Raw genomic sequence first — 14,648 nt, forward strand, 5'->3', positions numbered from 1 at the left:
GGAGTGGCGGGGAGGGGGCATCCGTCATGACACGCCGTTTCCCGTGAAACGCGAAAGCCCCCGCGTCCAGGGGAAGCGGGGGCTTTCGACGGCGTATCCTTACTTCTGGCTGGTCTTCATGCTCCAGCCCGGTTCGATGCCGTGCATGTCGGGCAGACGGTGGGCGATGCCCTTGTGGCAGTCGATGCAGGTGTTCTCGCCGGTGAACAGGTAGGTCTCGTGCATCTTCGCCGCGCGCGGGTTCTGCTTGGTGATGTCCATCGACTCGGCGCTGTGGCAGTTGCGGCATTCCAGCGAGTTGTTGTTCTTCAGCCGGGCCCATTCGTGCTCGGCCAGTTCGCGGCGCTTGTCCAGGAACTTCTCGCGGGTGTCGATGGTGCCGAATATCTTGCCCCAGACCTCCTTGGACGCCTGCATCTTGCGGGCGATCTTGTCGGTCCACTGGTGGGGGACATGGCAGTCGGGGCAGGTCGCCCGCACGCCGGACCGGTTGGTGAAGTGGATGGTCTGCTTCAGCTCCTCATAGGGATTGTCGCGCATCTCGTGGCAACTGATGCAGAAGGCTTCCTTGTTGGTGGCCTCCAGCGCGGTGTTGAAGCCACCCCAGAAGACGACGCCGGCGATGAAGCCGCCCAGCGTCAGGAAACCCAGGCCGAAATGGACGCTGGGGCGGGCGAACAGCCGCCACAGGCCCAGCACTGCGCCGCGGATCGTCATTTGGCGCCGCCCTGGCCCAGGCCCTGGGTCGGGCTATGGCCGAGAACCGCGTCGAAGTCGCGGAAGCTGTTGGGGACGATCGGCTGGGCGTCGCTCTGCGGCACGTGGCACTGGGTGCAGAAGTAGCGGCGCGCCGCCACCGTGCCCAGCGTCTGGCCGTCGCGGTCCTGGAAGTGGGTGACCGAGATCATCGGCGCCTGCGAGCCCTCGGTGTTCCGCCGGTCGTGGCAGGTCAGGCACTTGTTGATGTTCAGGTCGATCTGGTAGTCGCGGATGGCGTGCGGGATCAGCGGCGGCTGGTCGGCGTAGTTGCGGGCGCGGCGCTGGTCGTCGGTGATCTCGCGATGCGTCGCCTCGGCCGGGTCGTCGCGGGTGATCGGGTGGTTGGCGGAGGGGACCTTGATCCCCCCGACGGTGCCGGTGCCGGCCAGCTCCTGCGGGCTGTCGGCGGCGCTGGCGTCGGCGGCCCTGGCCGCGGTGACGCCCGTGGCGATGCCGACGGTGGCGATGCCGGCGGTCAGGGCCGGCGCGCCGGCGAGCAGGGCCAGCGCGGCGATCAGGAAACGGGTCTTCATGCCGGCTCTCCTCAGGCGTTCGCGACGGGCGTGATCTTGACCGCGCATTTCTTGTAGTCGGTCTGCTTGCTGATGGGGTCGGTGGCGTCGAGCGTCACCTTGTTGATGAGCACCGTCTGGTCGAAGAAGGGCACGAAGACCAGGCCGCGCGGCGGCTTGTTGCGCCCGCGCGTCTCGACCCGCGCCCGCACCTCGCCCCGGCGGGAGGTGACGCGCACCTCCTGGCCGCGGCGGACGTTGAGCTGCTTGGCGTCGTCGGGGTGCATGAAGACCACGGCGTTGGGGAACGCCTTGCGCAGTTCCGGCACCCGCATGGTCATCGAGCCGCTGTGCCAGTGCTCGATCACGCGGCCGGTCGACAGCCAGAACGGGTAGTCGGCATCGGGCATCTCGGCCGGCGGTTCGTAGGGCAGGGCGAAGACGTTGGCCTTGCCGTCCTTGTTGCCGTAGAAGCGCATGCCTTCGCCGGCCTTCACGTACGGGTCGGAGCCCTCGCGGTAGCGCCACTTGGTCTCCTTGCCGTCGACCACCGGCCAGCGCAGGCCGCGCTCCTGGTGGTACTGCTCGAAGGGCGCCAGATCGTGGCCATGGCCGCGGCCGAAGGAGGCATATTCCTCGAACAGGCCCTTCTGGACGTAGAAGCCGGCCTGCTTGGCCTCGAAGTTGTTGTAGTTCGGGTCGAGGTCGGACAGCGGGAAGCGGTCGACCTGGCCGTTGCGGAACAGCACCTCGTACAGCGTCTTGCCGCGCAGCTCCGGCTTCTTGTTCAGCAGCTCCTCCGGCCACACCTCCTCGATCTGGAAGCGCTTGGAGAACTCCATGATCTGCCAGAGGTCGGAGCGGGCGCCGTCCGGCGCGTCGACGAGCTGGCGCCAGAGCTGGGTGCGGCGTTCGGCGTTGCCGTAGCCGCCCTCCTTCTCCACCCACATGGCGGTGGGCAGGATCAGGTCGGCGGCCAGCGCCGTCACCGTCGGGTAGGGATCGGAGACGACGACGAAGTTCTCCGGGTTGCGGTAGCCGGGGAAGGTCTCCTTCGCCGTGTTGGGGGCCGTCTGCATGTTGTTGTTGCACATGACCCAGTAGGCGTTGAGCTTGCCGTCCTTGAGCATGCGGTCCTGCTGGACGGCGTGGTAGCCGACCTTCTCGGGGATGGTCCCCTCCGGCAGCTTCCAGATCTCCTCGGCGTGGCGGCGGTGCTCGGGGTTGGTCACCACCATGTCGGCCGGCAGGCGGTGCGAGAAGGTGCCGACCTCGCGCGCGGTGCCGCAGGCCGACGGCTGGCCGGTCAGCGAGAAGGGGCCGCAGCCGGGCTGCGAGATCTTACCCGTCAGCAGGTGGATGTTGTAGACGAGGTTGTTCGCCCAGACGCCGCGGACATGCTGGTTGAAGCCCATGGTCCAGAAGGACACGACCTTCACCTTGGGATCGGCGTAGAGCTCGGCCAGCGCTTCCAGCCGGTTCTTCGGCACGCCCGACAGCTCGTGCGCCTTGTCCAGCGTGTAGGGCTCGACGAACCTGGCGAACTCGTCGAAGCTGATCGGGTCGGAGTCGTTGGCGCTGGCGGCGTTCTTCGCCTTCATCTCCAGCGGGTTGTCGGGGCGCAGGCCGTAGCCGATGTCGTCGCGCCCGCGCTTGAAGTTGCAGTGCTTCTCGACGAACTCCTTGTTCACCCGGCCGGTCTTGATGATGTGGTTGGCGATGTAGTTGAGGATCGCCAGGTCGGAGCCGGGGGTGAAGACCAGGCCGATGTCGGCGAGGTCGAAGCTGCGGTGCTCGTAGGTCGACAGGACGGCGACCTTGCAGCCGGGATGGCTGAGCCGGCGGTCGGTGACGCGCGTCCACAGGATGGGGTGCATCTCCGCCATGTTGGAGCCCCACAGCACGAAGGCGTCGGTCTGCTCCATGTCGTCGTAGCAGCCCATCGGCTCGTCCATGCCGAAGGTGCGCATGAAGCCGGCCACCGCCGACGCCATGCAGTGGCGGGCATTGGGATCGAGGTTGTTGGAGCGCAGGCCGGCCTTCATCAGCTTGGAGGCGGCATAGCCCTCGTAGATGGTCCACTGTCCCGAGCCGAACATGCCGACGGCGGTCGGACCCTTCTTCTTCAGGGTCTCCTTCCACTTCTCGGCCATGATGTCGAAGGCGGCATCCCAGCCGATCGGGGTGAACTCGCCTTCCTTGTCGTAGCGGCCGTCCTTCATGCGCAGCAGCGGCTGGTTCAGCCGGTCCTCGCCGTACATGATCTTCGACAGGAAATAGCCCTTCACGCAGTTCAGGCCGCGGTTCACCTCGGCCTTCACGTCGCCGTGGGTGGCGACCACGCGGCCGTCCTTGACGCCGACCATCACGCCGCAGCCGGTGCCGCAGAAGCGGCAGGGGGCCTTGGACCAGGTCAGCTTGGCGCCTTCGCCGGTCAGCAGATTGGCGGCCGAGGCCGGCAGGCTGATTCCGGCCGCCGCGGCGGCGGCAGCGGCGGCTTGCGCCTTCAGGTAATCGCGGCGGGTCAGGAACATTCGGAGGACTCCAGTCTTGGAGAAAGTGCGTCTTGCAATGGCGGAGGCGGAGGCGGCGGCGCGCCAGCCAAGTGGTGCCGGCGGGGCGGTACCGGTCAGGCCGCGTCGATCGCGTCCGCGGGTTCGTAGTGGTGGTAGACCATGGTGGTGCCGTGGACGCCGGGGACGGCGTTGAGCTGCGCAATGCGGTCCACCACCTCGGCGGCGCTCGCGGTGACCAGCGTCACCACCGCCTTGCCGTTCTCCGCCGCGCACCATTCCAGCCCGGCGACGGCGGCTGCCGCCGCGCGCACGGCATCCGTGCGGTCGGGGCTGTGCTGGATGACGAGGCTGGAGATGTGGACTTCGAGGGAGCGGGGCATGGCGTGGAACTCAATGGGTGAGAAGCTGGTACATCCAGATCGAGAAGCCGTAGGCGGCGACGCTGCCGACGGCGATCAACGGCCACACCAGCACCGCCAGCCACAGGAACATCAGCCCCTCGGCCCGGCGGGTCGGCGCGATGTCGCCCTGGCTGCCGGATTGCCGGGTCTGGTCGGGGAAGGAGGGGGTGTACCTCATGGCGGCACTCTCGGTCGGAGCGGGGGTGGTCTTGGAGCGGCACCAAAGTCTCATACCAAGGTGCCGGTTTTCGGCCCTTAGTATCGGTACCTTCGCTCCGGGATGAATTGATGCAGGTCAAGAGGCGGCGGTATCCCCCTGTGACCGAATGGCACTTCACCGCGAAAAAGCATTTCCGGCCCGAGGGCTGTAGGATCGGGGCGCGGGAAGCGCGGGCTTCGACGGAAGGGGGCGGGGAGAGGCATGGAGCTGTTGCAGTCCTACTGGTCGCCGGCCGAACTGGCGACCAACGGCCTGATCCTGCTGCATCTGCTGGGGGCGCTGGCGGTCGGCCTCCTGCTGGGCTACGAGCGCAGCTATCACGGGCGGGCGGCGGGAATGCGGACCTATGGGCTGGTCTGCCTCGCCTCGGCGGCGCTGACGGTGGTGAATGCCTATCCCGGCATGTGGTACGGCGGCATCGGGCCGCAGGGCGCTGCGGGGGCGGGCGACCCGACTCGCGTGATCCAGGGCATCGTCACCGGCATCGGCTTTCTCGGCGCAGGCGTGATCATGCGCGAGGGGCTGTCGATCCGCGGCCTGTCCACGGCGGCGTCCATCTGGGCGACCTCGGCGATCGGCATCACCATCGGCCTTGGCTTCTACGCGGTCGCCATCGCCGCTGCCTTGCTGACCATCCTGGTCATGAGCCTGCTCCGGCCGCTGGAGCGGTTGCTTCCCCACCGTTCGGTGATCCACCTGACGCTGGTCTTCAGCCGCGACAAGGCGCCGCCGCCGGAGAGCCTGCGGGCGGCGGCCAAGCAGCACGGCTTCGACGTGGTCGACTGGGCCTTCCACCTGACCGGCGGCAGCGGCCATTTCGAATGCCAGCTCGTGCTGCAGGCGAAGGGCGACCCCGATCCGATGTCGCTGGTCGCGGCGCTGGCCTCCACCGACTCGGTGGTGGAGTTCAAGCTGTCGCCGTCGCGCATCTGATGCCGGTCCCCGTTATCGCGACGTGCCGGTTCCTACGGCCATCTCCCGCGGCCGTCCGGTGCCAGGGTAGGGGCCCGCGATCACATACGCGCTTAATCATTTCCTAAAACTTTAGCTTTATTCGAACTTTATGATGGCGAAGGACAGGATCATCAGCCGGTGCGGCGACCGGCCGGCCGACCCGAGCGCAGCCGGTGGCGGCGCAACCGGACGGACAGGGCGGCGGACCGCAGGGGCCGTTCCGCAGCCGATCCTCCCTTCCCTTTTCCCGTCCGGCCTTTTCCCGTCCGGCCTTTTCCCGTCCGGCCTCTCTCCTTCTGGCCGCTTCGCGTCCTTCCGCCTCATGGCGCGGCTTGCCGTCCTCATCGCCTGCCTCGCTCTGGCGGTCCTGCCGTTCGCCGGGCCGGCGCTGGCCGATGCGCCGCCGGCCGAGTCGCCTGTCGAGCCGCTGCGGCTCGAAGCCGCCACCAGCCGGGCGACGCTGGCCGGCCATTTCGCCCGGCTGATCGACCCGGAGCGCAGGCTCGACCTTGCGGACGTCCTGCAGGCCGATGCCCAGGGCCGGATGGAGCCGGGCGGCGATTTCCGCGGGGCCGGGCAGACCCGCGACATCCACTGGTACCGGTTCGACCTGCTGCGCCCCCCCGGCGCCCCGGCGGATTGGATCCTGGAAATGGGCGAGCCCTACATCGACCATCTCGACCTGTTCATTCCCCGGACGGCGGAGGTCCGGAACGGCGTGGCGGCCGGGGCGACGCGCCCCGTCGCCCGCGACTACCGGCTGGTGCGCCTCGGCGACTTCGTCCCGCGCAGCGAGCGCCCGATGAACACCCGCATGCACGCGCTGCCGCTCAGCCTGCCGGAAGGCGAACCGGTGTCGCTCTATCTTCGGGTGGATTCGGTCAGCGCCATCCGGCTGTCGGCCCGGCTGTGGTCGCCGGTCGCCTATGCCGGCCACCAGACGACCGACCTGCTGTTCCAGGGCCTGTTCTTCGGCGTGCTCGGCGTCCTGTCGCTGGGCTACTTCGCGCTGGGGCTCCTGCTGCGCGACGAGGCGCTGCTGGCCTATACCAGCTACGTGGCGACGGTCTTCACCTACTACCTGTTCGCCAACGGCATCGCGGGGGTCCTGCTGCCGGACCTGCCGGGCTGGGTGATGAACATGGCGGTGGGCGGCAGCGGCTTCCTCGGCTTTTCCGCCGCGCTGCTCATGTGGGTCTACATCCTCGACCTGCGCACCCACGCGCCGCTGTTGCGGCGCTGCTACCAGGGGCTGGCGCTGCTGGCGCTGCTGGCCCTGCCGACCACGGTGACGCCGCTCTACGCGATCAGCAACCCGGTGGTGACGGTGTCGGCCCTGGTGGTGGTGGTGATCGCGCTGGTCCTGACCGCGCGCATGACCTGGCTCTATCCCGGCGACCTGAGCCCGCGCTTCTACCTGGCCAGCACGCTGGTGTCGCTGGCCGGCCTCCTGCTGGCGCAGCTTGCGCTGCGCGGCCTGCTGCCGGCCGACGCCTTCGTCGCCGACCCCTACCAGACCGCCTCCCTGCTGGCGGTGCTGATCCTGGGCATCGGGCTTGCCCTTCGCATCGGCCGCCTGCAGGCCGAGCGGCTGCGCGCCCGCGAGGAAACCGCCTTCGCCACCAAGCGGGCGGAGGAGCAGCGGACCTTCGTCGCCATGCTGTCGCACGAGTTCCGGACCCCGCTCGCCTCGATCGACAGCGCCGCGCAGATGATCGAGCTGTCCGGCGCCGTCCAGGCGCCGTCGGCCTTGAACCGGTTGCAGCGCGTCCGCGACATCACCCGCAAGATGGCGGAACTGGTCGACCTGTTCCTGTCGGCCGACGCGCTGGACCAGGGCGCGCTCGCGCTCAATCCGGAGCCGGTGACGCTCGGCCGGATGTTGGAGGAGGCGCTGGACGGCCTGGCGGGGCTGGTGGCGGAAAGCCGCCTGGCGGTGGAGGTGGAGCGGCCCGACCGGCTGCTCATGGTCGACACCCCCTTCATGGCGGTGGCGATCGGCAACCTGGTGCAGAACGCGCTGCGCTACTCGCCGCCGGAGTCGCCGGTGCGGGTGAGCGCCGCCGTCGTCGATATCGACGAGGCCGCCGACGCGCGCGATCCGGGCGGCCGGGACAACGACGCCGATGAGGTGGTGATCCGGGTCTCCGACCGCGGGCTGGGGATGAGCCTCGAAGAGGTCGAGCGCATCGGCTCGATCTATTTCCGCGCCTCCTCGTCGCGCGGGACCAAGGGATCGGGGCTCGGCCTCTACATGACGCAGAAGATCATCAGCGCCCATGGCGGCGTCCTGACGGTCGAGAGCACGCCCGGCGCGGGGTCGGTCTTCACCATCCGGCTGCCGGCCGCCCCGGCGGAGACGGTGGGCGACCGCCTCGCCGCGCAGTGACCGGCCGCCGGTAGAACGGCCGCGAATAAGGCGTCCGTCAGTAAAGCGTCCGTCAGTAAAGCGTCTTGGGGATCCGCTCGGCCAGGGAGCGGTCGTAATCCTCGCCGCCCTCGCGACCGGCGCTGGCCTCGGCCAGCAGGGTGCCGACGGAAGGGAAGCGGTCGCGTGGCAGTTGCGCCGCCGGATCCCACAGGCGGGACCGCAGCAGGGCGCGGGCGCACTGGAAGAACACCGATTCGATGGTGACCACCAGCACCGTCTTCGGCGCCTTGCCGTCGACGGCGAAGCCGTCGCACAGGGCCGGATCGGCGTCGATGACGGCGCGGCCGTTGACGCGCAGCGTCTCGTTCAGCCCCGGCACCAGGAACAGCAGCCCGACCCGCGGATCCGCCAGGATGTTGCGCAGGCTGTCGATACGGTTGTTGCCGCGGCGGTCCGGAACCAGCAGCGTGCGGTCGTCCGCCACCCGGACGAAGCCCGGGCCGTCGCCGCGCGGCGAGACGTCCAGCCCGTCCGGCCCGGCGGTGGCGAGCACGAAGAAGGGAGAGGACTCGATGAGCTGGCGGTAGCCGGGCGTGAGCCGCGGCACCTCTTTGGCGATCGAGGGGCCGGCGGGCTCGCCGTACAGCGCCGCCAGGGCTGCGGCATCGGTGATCGGATGGCTCATCGCGACTCCAGCAGGAAATAGACGAAGTCGAGCACCGGGGTCTTCAGCCCGAACTGGCCGAGCAGCGTGTGCGCCTGGCCACGATGATGGGTCTGGTGGTTGAAGACGTGGGTCAGGACCTGGGCGAAGGGCAGCTCGTAATGCTCGCCCTCGGTGCTGCGGTAGGCGAGCGTCGAGCCGAAGCGCTCGGCCGGCGTTTGCGAGGCGACGCGCAGAAGGCGCTCGTCCTCCGCCTCGCGGGCGGCGCGCAGCCCGGCGAAGCCGTCATGGAGGATCCCGTCGAGCGACGACGGCTTCGGGCCGGAGCCCTCGATCCGCTCCAGCCACAGCCGGTCGACGGCCAGGATGTGGTTCAGCGTGCCGCGCAGCGAGCCGAAGAAGGCGCCGCGGTCCTCGCGGTACTGCGCGTCGGACACCTGCGCCGCCACATCGCAGAGCTGCCGGTTGGCCCAGCGGTTGTAACGGGCGAGGGTTTCGAAATGGGATCTGGCGTCCATGGAGGTCTCGTCTGCTGCCGGAGGGCTCGCGCGCCGGTCAGACCCCGGCGCGCTTGGCCGACAGGCCGGCATGGGACAGCAGGACCTCGCGCTTGCCCTGATGGTTGGCAGGGCCGACCACGCGTTCGGTCTCCATCCGCTCGACCAGGCGGGCGGCGCGGTTGTAGCCGATCTGCAACTGCCGCTGGATGAAGCTGACCGACACCTTGCCCTCGCGCACCACCAGGTTGACGGCCTGCATGTAGAGGTCGTCGCCGGACGAACCGCCGCCGCCCTCCTCGTCCTCCACCGTGGCGGCCTCCTCCTCCTCCTCGGTGATGGCGGTGACGTAGTTGGGCGCACCCTGGGCCTTCACGTACTGGACGATCTCCTCGACCTCCGAATCGGAGACGAAGGGGCCGTGGACGCGGGTGATGCGGCCGCCGCCCTGCATGTAGAGCATGTCGCCCTGGCCGAGAAGCTGCTCCGCCCCGGCCTCGCCGAGGATGGTGCGGCTGTCGATCTTGCTGGTGACCTGGAAGCTGATGCGGGTGGGGAAGTTGGCCTTGATGGTGCCGGTGATGACGTCGACCGACGGGCGCTGGGTCGCCATGATCAGGTGGATGCCGGCGGCGCGCGCCATCTGGGCCAGCCGCTGGATCGCCGCCTCGATCTCCTTGCCGGCCACCAGCATCAGGTCGGCCATCTCGTCGACGATCACCACGATGTAGGGCAGCGGCGCCGGGTCCTGCGGCGTCAGGTCGAAGACATTCTCCGGCTCGCCGGGCGGGGTGGCGCGGCGCGGCATCTTCTCGCCGGCGGCGATCATCTCCGTCATGCGGGCGTTGTAGCCCTCGATGTTGCGCACGCCGAGCTTGGACATCGCCTCGTAGCGGCTTTCCATCTCGCGCACGGCCCAGCGCAGCGCGACCACCGCCTTCTTCGGGTCGGTGACCACAGGGGTCAGCAGGTGCGGGATGCCGTCATAGACCGACAGCTCCAGCATCTTGGGATCGACCATGATGAAGCGGCAGCGCTCCGGCGGCAGCCGGTAGAGCAGCGACAGGATCATGGTGTTGATCGCCACCGACTTGCCCGAGCCGGTGGTGCCGGCGACCAGCAGGTGCGGCATGCGGGCGAGGTCGGCCACCACCGGCTCGCCGCTGATGTCCTTGCCGAGCGCGATGGCGAGCTGCGCGGTGGTGTTGCGGAAGGCGTCGTGGTCGAAGCTCTCGCGCAGGTAGACCATCTCGCGCACCGGGTTCGGCAGCTCGACGCCGATGACGCTGCGGCCGGGGACGATGGCGATGCGGGCGGTGACCACGCTCATCGAGCGGGCGATGTCGTCGGTGAGGTTGATGACGGTGGCCGACTTGGTGCCGGGCGCCGGCTCGAACTCGTAGAGCGTCACCACCGGTCCGGGGCGGACGTCCATGATCTCGCCGCGGACGCGGAAGTTCTTCAGGACGGTTTCCAGCATCCGGGCGTTGCGGGCCAGCACCGCCTCGTCATGCTGCTGCACCGGGCGCGGCGGCGGGTTCTGCAGGAGCGACACCGCCGGCAGCGAATAGACCGCCGGATAGTGGGGCGGCTCCGAGGCCGGCTCCGAAACCGGGTCCGCCGCCGGGGAGGCCGGCGCGCAGGGGGCCTCCGCCGGGACGGCCGCGGGCACGCCGCCGCCATCGGTGGCCGGTTCGCCCGGCGCCGGGGCGGACGCCGCCTCGCAGGGGGCTGCCGCCTCTTCCGCGGGGTCACGCGCCTCGTAGGCCCACTCGACGCCCGACAGGAAGGCGAAGCCGGCGACCACCGCCAGCGCCTCGTCCGACAGGTTGGTGGAGTAGACGGTGCCGGCGCGCGGCGTGCCGGGCAGCACCTCCACGTCCCACATCAGGCGGCCGTCGGTGCGCGGGTTGGGCACGAGGTTGAAGGGGCGGCCGTTGAGCGCGCACCACAGATTGAACTCGTCGGCGGTGACCACGCCCGCCTGGGTCGGCGGGGCGGCGAGGTGCGGCATACGCGGCGTCATGCCGAGGCTCCCGGCTTCGAAACGATGAGGGAAAGGTGACCGGGGGTCGGGCCGGGCTTGCGGTCGGATTTGGCGTCGGATTCGGGGCCGGCGACAGGGGCAGGGCCGCAGGCGGCCGGGCCGGCGCCGATCCCGCCGGGGGTCGGCTTGCCGGCGGCGAGGTCGCGCGGCGTCGTCTCGTAGGCGGCGACCAGCAGCTTGTCGATGGTGTCGCCGTCGCTCGACATCGGCAGCACCAGGCGCTCGAAACTGCGGGTGCGCTCGCCGAAGACGGCGGTGTGGACGCGGGCCAGCGGCTGCCGCTCGCGCCGCACCGTCTCGTATTCCGGCTGCAGCACCGCGCGCTGTTCCGGCGGCAGGTCGTCCAGCGTGGCGCCCAGCCGCGACTGGCCGAAGGCGGCGGCCAGGGCCTTGCCGTAATAGGAATAGACGAAGGTGCCGGACTCCTCGCCCATCACCTCGAACACGACGATGTTGTCCTTCCACGGCCGCAGGTCGGCCGGGGAGATGCTGGCGGGGACCGGCGGGCGGCCGGCGACGGATTTGGTGAGCCAGAATTCGAGCAGGCCGCTGAGATACGGCGTCGCCAGCTCGGTTCTTTCCTTGGTCATGACAATCGCGGCTGGACGGGCGGCGCTCCCGCGGCTGGAGCGCCGCCGGAGCTTTCAAGAGCCGCCCGAACCATACCCGGAAGGGCCGGTGCGGCGCAACCGCGAGGGCTGGACCGCCGGGGAGCGCGCGCCGGCCGGCCCGGACGGACGGTTCAGGCCGCCCAACTCATGCGGCGCAGGTCACGCCGGTTCCGCCCAGGCCGCAGTAGCCGTTGGGGTTCTTGGCCAGATACTGCTGGTGATAGCCTTCGGCGAAATAGAAGGGCGGAGCGTCCCGGATCTCGGTGGTGATCGGGCCGTAGCCGGCGTCGGCGAGCCGCTGCTGGTAGGCGGCCAGCGTGGACTCGGCGGCGGCCTTCTGCGCCGCCGTATGGGTGTAGACGGCGGAGCGGTACTGGGTGCCGACGTCGTTGCCCTGGCGCATGCCCTGGGTGGGGTCGTGCGACTCCCAGAAGACGCGCAACAGATCCTCGGTCTTGACCATGGCGGGGTCGTAGACGATCCGCACCGCCTCGGTGTGGCCGGTGCGGCCGCTGCAGACCTCCTCGTAGGTCGGGTTCTCGGTATGGCCGCCCTGGTAGCCGACCGCGGTCACCCAGACGCCGGGAAGCTGCCAGAACTTGCGCTCCGCCCCCCAGAAGCAGCCGAGGCCGACGTCGAGCACCTCCATCCCCGCGGGATAGGGCGGCGTCAGCGGATGGCCGTTGACGTGGTGGCTTTCGGGCACCGGGATCGGCGTGCTGCGGCCGGGCAGTGCCTCCTCCGGCGTCGGCAGGGCTGCCGGCTTGCGCAGAAAATGCCCCAGCATGGTCGGATCTCCCATCAGTGACGGTGCGTTCGAGGGACCACTTATGTCGGATGTCCGCCCGTCTGCGGCAAGGTGGCGCAGGCCCGCGACGGCGGAATGGACCCTTGGGGCGTCCGCCGGTGTTGCCCATGTGAACACTGTCACTAAGGATCCCCGGAAAGGAGACAGCACCCATGGCCAGCACCGTCAACGACACCGCCGTCCAGTCCCTGATCGACCAGGGCCGGCGCAACGGCAACCGGCTGAGCGCCGAGGCTCTGGGCGCGGCCCTGCCGGTCGACATGATGACGCCGGAGGAGACGGCCGCGGTGGTCGAGCGGATCGAGGCGGCGGGTGTGGAGGTCGAACTGGACGATGCCGGCTTGGTGCGCGGCCGTCCCAACCCGGCGCTGGCCCGCCAGACCGGCGACTACCATCGCGGCGACGGCGTCGTCGACATGGCCAGCCCGGCCGCCCCGGCGGTGTCGGCGCCGGGGGCGAAGCCGTCGGTCCATGGCTGGCTCGACGATGCTCCCGCCGCCCACGGCCATGGCGGCGCCCCGACCTGGATCCGCGACGGCGTGGAGATGCTGCCGCTCGCCTCGATGGTGCTGGTCGCGCTGGTGCTGATCCTCGCCCTGGGCTGACCGGCGCCGGGCCTCGGGCTGGGGGGCTCCCCCCTCAGCCGGCCCCCTCAGCCGGCCCCCTCAGCCGGTCGCCAGCGCGTGGATGAGGATGGCGGCGGTCGCGGCGACGTTCAGCGACTGGACGCGGCCGCTGCCGGGAATGGTCAGCACCGCGTCGCAGGCGGCCAGCGTCGCCGGCGGGATGCCGTCCTCCTCGTTGCCCAGCACCAGGACCGGCGGCTTGCCGCCCGACTGGCGCCAGCCGGACAGCGCCCCGGCATCCACCGTCGGACGGGTCTGGTCCAGTGCCGTGCCGATGATGCGGTGGCCGGCGCGCAGGCGCTTCAGCAGCGCCGGAAGTGCCGGCGCCCGCTCCAGCGCCACCCATTCGAAGCCGCCCTCGGCGACGCGGTAGGCGGCCTCCGACGGCAGGGCCTGGCCGGGATGGTCGGACAGCAGCACGCGCGGCAACCCGAAGAAGGCGGCGGTGCGCAGGATGGCGCCGAGATTGTGCGGGTTGCCGACCCCGTCGAGGACCAGCAGCGGAGCGGGTGCCCGGCGGGCCGGCTCGGGATCGAAGGCCGGCAGGGTCCGCGGCGCCATCAGCGCCACCACCCCGCCGTGCAGCACGGTGCCGGCCACCTTGGCGAGCTCGTCGGCCTCGACCATGCGGTACGGCTTGCGCGCGGCGGCCATCGCCTTGCAGAAGGCGCCGACCGCCGGCTTCATCCGCTCCTCGTAGAACAGCCGCTCCACCCGCTCCGGTTCATGGTCGAACAGGGCGGAGACGGCGGCGAGCCCGGCGACGCGGAACAGCTTGCGCGGCTCATCGGCGGCGGCCTCCCGCGGGGAGCCCTTCGGAGAAGCGGACGGGGAGGCGGTCCGGCCGGCCGGCGGGCGGGCGCGGTTGGGATGGGGCGGGCGCCCGCGCGCAGGCATGGAACGGCGGTCTCGTCGTGCAGGAGGCGTTGTCGTGAAAAGGCGGCCGGCTACAGCAGCTTCACCACCAGGAAGCCGCCGATCAGCGCCACCGCGAACACGCTGGTCACCAGGGTCAGCCGCTTCTCGATGAAGGCGCGGATCGGCGGGCCGAAGAAGTAGAGCAGGGCGGCCACCAGATAGAAGCGGATCGCGCGCGAGATGATGGAGGCGCCGATGAACACCCACAGCGGCAGGTGGGCGACGCCGGCGGTGATGGTCAGCAGCTTGTAGGGGATCGGCGTCATCCCCTTGATGATCAGGATCTCCGCCCCGTACTCGACGAAGGTCAGCCGTAGCTGCTCGAACTTTTCGGTCAGGTGGTAGAAGTCGATGACCCAGCGGCCGATCGTCTCGTAGAGGAAATAGCCGATCATGTAGCCGGCGATGCCGCCGACCACCGAGGCCAGCGTGCAGATCGTCGCCAGCTTCCACGCCGCCTTGCGGTTGGCGATGACCATCGGCACCAGCAGAAGGTCGGGCGGCAGCGGGAAGAAGGAGCTTTCGGCGAAGGACACCCCGGCCAGCCAGCCGGTCGCATCCTTCGACGCGGCCTTGGCCATGGTCCACTCGTAGAGACGCTTCAGCATGGATGGCCCGCCCTTCGTCGTTGCTCTTGCCGTGCAGGCGAACTTTTAGGCGTGCCGGCAGCCGCGCGCCAGTGCCCAATTCGTCCGCCCCCGGACTGGGTGGCCTCATCCGGGGGCGTTAGCCCGTCCAGGGGCG

General features: G+C 69.9%; 15 protein-coding genes. 3 read left to right on the top strand and 12 right to left on the bottom strand.

Going from position 1 to position 14,648, the window contains the following annotated elements; translation table 11 throughout:
* Positions 1–99 precede the first annotated feature (99 nt).
* From J2850_RS13545 to J2850_RS13565, 5 genes are all read right to left on the bottom strand, one after another.
* Positions 100–717, bottom strand: coding sequence for a cytochrome c3 family protein (locus J2850_RS13545; RefSeq protein WP_209982427.1), 618 nt, complete (start codon positions 715–717; stop codon positions 100–102).
* A complete protein-coding gene (locus J2850_RS13550) occupies positions 714–1,292 on the bottom strand; it encodes a nitrate reductase cytochrome c-type subunit (protein ID WP_209982428.1) in 579 nt (192 codons plus the stop codon). The genes J2850_RS13545 and J2850_RS13550 overlap by 4 nt, the downstream gene beginning before the upstream one ends.
* A gap of 11 nt (positions 1,293–1,303) precedes the next feature.
* On the bottom strand, positions 1,304–3,805 hold the full coding sequence (gene napA, locus J2850_RS13555) for a nitrate reductase catalytic subunit NapA (RefSeq protein ID WP_209982430.1): 2,502 nt from the start codon (positions 3,803–3,805) through the stop codon (positions 1,304–1,306).
* A 95-nt stretch (positions 3,806–3,900) separates the two neighbouring features.
* Positions 3,901–4,167, bottom strand: coding sequence for a chaperone NapD (locus J2850_RS13560; protein WP_209982432.1), 267 nt, complete (start codon positions 4,165–4,167; stop codon positions 3,901–3,903).
* Positions 4,168–4,177: 10 nt separating this feature from the next.
* A complete protein-coding gene (locus tag J2850_RS13565) occupies positions 4,178–4,366 on the bottom strand; it encodes a periplasmic nitrate reductase, NapE protein (RefSeq protein WP_209982434.1) in 189 nt (62 codons plus the stop codon).
* Positions 4,367–4,609: 243 nt separating this feature from the next.
* Between J2850_RS13565 and J2850_RS13570 the strand changes: the two genes are divergently transcribed.
* Together J2850_RS13570 and J2850_RS13575 are read left to right on the top strand one after the other, a co-directional pair.
* Positions 4,610–5,341, top strand: a complete 732-nt coding sequence (locus J2850_RS13570; RefSeq protein ID WP_209982436.1) for an MgtC/SapB family protein — start codon at positions 4,610–4,612, stop codon at positions 5,339–5,341.
* Between the two features lie 343 nt (positions 5,342–5,684).
* Positions 5,685–7,751, top strand: coding sequence for a sensor histidine kinase (locus J2850_RS13575; RefSeq protein ID WP_209982438.1), 2,067 nt, complete (start codon positions 5,685–5,687; stop codon positions 7,749–7,751).
* Positions 7,752–7,803: 52 nt separating this feature from the next.
* Here J2850_RS13575 and J2850_RS13580 read toward each other — a convergent pair whose 3' ends face one another.
* The 5 genes from J2850_RS13580 to msrA all read right to left on the bottom strand — a co-directional run bounded on the left by J2850_RS13580 (position 7,804) and on the right by msrA (position 12,339).
* Entirely contained in the window at positions 7,804–8,418 is a 615-nt protein-coding gene (locus tag J2850_RS13580) for a pyridoxamine 5'-phosphate oxidase family protein (RefSeq protein WP_209982441.1), read from the bottom strand.
* On the bottom strand, positions 8,415–8,915 hold the full coding sequence (locus tag J2850_RS13585) for a DinB family protein (protein ID WP_209982443.1): 501 nt from the start codon (positions 8,913–8,915) through the stop codon (positions 8,415–8,417). Before J2850_RS13585 ends, J2850_RS13580 begins: the two co-directional genes overlap by 4 nt.
* Before the next feature lie 37 nt (positions 8,916–8,952).
* Positions 8,953–10,920: a DNA translocase FtsK gene (locus J2850_RS13590; protein ID WP_209982445.1), complete on the bottom strand. Its 1,968-nt coding sequence runs from the start codon at positions 10,918–10,920 to the stop codon at positions 8,953–8,955.
* On the bottom strand, positions 10,917–11,531 hold the full coding sequence (locus J2850_RS13595; RefSeq protein ID WP_209982447.1) for a PAS domain-containing protein: 615 nt from the start codon (positions 11,529–11,531) through the stop codon (positions 10,917–10,919). Before J2850_RS13595 ends, J2850_RS13590 begins: the two co-directional genes overlap by 4 nt.
* Before the next feature lie 166 nt (positions 11,532–11,697).
* On the bottom strand, positions 11,698–12,339 hold the full coding sequence (gene msrA, locus J2850_RS13600) for a peptide-methionine (S)-S-oxide reductase MsrA (RefSeq protein ID WP_209982449.1): 642 nt from the start codon (positions 12,337–12,339) through the stop codon (positions 11,698–11,700).
* A 173-nt stretch (positions 12,340–12,512) separates the two neighbouring features.
* On the opposite strand from msrA, the gene J2850_RS13605 reads away from it, so the two are divergent.
* Positions 12,513–12,965 carry an RNA polymerase sigma factor region1.1 domain-containing protein gene (locus J2850_RS13605; protein ID WP_209982451.1) on the top strand — a complete coding sequence of 151 codons (453 nt, stop codon included), beginning with the start codon at positions 12,513–12,515 and terminating at the stop codon, positions 12,963–12,965.
* Positions 12,966–13,025: 60 nt separating this feature from the next.
* Here J2850_RS13605 and J2850_RS13610 read toward each other — a convergent pair whose 3' ends face one another.
* On the bottom strand, positions 13,026–13,883 hold the full coding sequence (locus J2850_RS13610) for a TrmH family RNA methyltransferase (RefSeq protein WP_209982453.1): 858 nt from the start codon (positions 13,881–13,883) through the stop codon (positions 13,026–13,028).
* 50 nt (positions 13,884–13,933) lie between these two features.
* Positions 13,934–14,512, bottom strand: coding sequence for a YqaA family protein (locus J2850_RS13615; RefSeq protein ID WP_209982455.1), 579 nt, complete (start codon positions 14,510–14,512; stop codon positions 13,934–13,936).
* Positions 14,513–14,648 lie beyond the last annotated feature (136 nt).

The organism is Azospirillum picis, assembly GCF_017876115.1.
GTDB classification, from domain to species: Bacteria; Pseudomonadota; Alphaproteobacteria; order Azospirillales; family Azospirillaceae; genus Azospirillum; species Azospirillum picis.

What these genes read in the sequence shown, in the direction of transcription:
- J2850_RS13545 (WP_209982427.1), bottom strand. Translation starts at nt 717, where the DNA reads ATGACGATCCGCGGCGCAGTGCTGGGCCTGTGGCGGCTGTTCGCCCGC.
- J2850_RS13550 (WP_209982428.1), bottom strand. Translation starts at nt 1,292, where the DNA reads ATGAAGACCCGTTTCCTGATCGCCGCGCTGGCCCTGCTCGCCGGCGCG.
- napA (WP_209982430.1), bottom strand. Translation starts at nt 3,805, where the DNA reads ATGTTCCTGACCCGCCGCGATTACCTGAAGGCGCAAGCCGCCGCTGCC.
- J2850_RS13560 (WP_209982432.1), bottom strand. Translation starts at nt 4,167, where the DNA reads ATGCCCCGCTCCCTCGAAGTCCACATCTCCAGCCTCGTCATCCAGCAC.
- J2850_RS13565 (WP_209982434.1), bottom strand. Translation starts at nt 4,366, where the DNA reads ATGAGGTACACCCCCTCCTTCCCCGACCAGACCCGGCAATCCGGCAGC.
- J2850_RS13570 (WP_209982436.1), top strand. Translation starts at nt 4,610, where the DNA reads ATGGAGCTGTTGCAGTCCTACTGGTCGCCGGCCGAACTGGCGACCAAC.
- J2850_RS13575 (WP_209982438.1), top strand. Translation starts at nt 5,685, where the DNA reads ATGGCGCGGCTTGCCGTCCTCATCGCCTGCCTCGCTCTGGCGGTCCTG.
- J2850_RS13580 (WP_209982441.1), bottom strand. Translation starts at nt 8,418, where the DNA reads ATGAGCCATCCGATCACCGATGCCGCAGCCCTGGCGGCGCTGTACGGC.
- J2850_RS13585 (WP_209982443.1), bottom strand. Translation starts at nt 8,915, where the DNA reads ATGGACGCCAGATCCCATTTCGAAACCCTCGCCCGTTACAACCGCTGG.
- J2850_RS13590 (WP_209982445.1), bottom strand. Translation starts at nt 10,920, where the DNA reads ATGACGCCGCGTATGCCGCACCTCGCCGCCCCGCCGACCCAGGCGGGC.
- J2850_RS13595 (WP_209982447.1), bottom strand. Translation starts at nt 11,531, where the DNA reads ATGACCAAGGAAAGAACCGAGCTGGCGACGCCGTATCTCAGCGGCCTG.
- msrA (WP_209982449.1), bottom strand. Translation starts at nt 12,339, where the DNA reads ATGCTGGGGCATTTTCTGCGCAAGCCGGCAGCCCTGCCGACGCCGGAG.
- J2850_RS13605 (WP_209982451.1), top strand. Translation starts at nt 12,513, where the DNA reads ATGGCCAGCACCGTCAACGACACCGCCGTCCAGTCCCTGATCGACCAG.
- J2850_RS13610 (WP_209982453.1), bottom strand. Translation starts at nt 13,883, where the DNA reads ATGCCTGCGCGCGGGCGCCCGCCCCATCCCAACCGCGCCCGCCCGCCG.
- J2850_RS13615 (WP_209982455.1), bottom strand. Translation starts at nt 14,512, where the DNA reads ATGCTGAAGCGTCTCTACGAGTGGACCATGGCCAAGGCCGCGTCGAAG.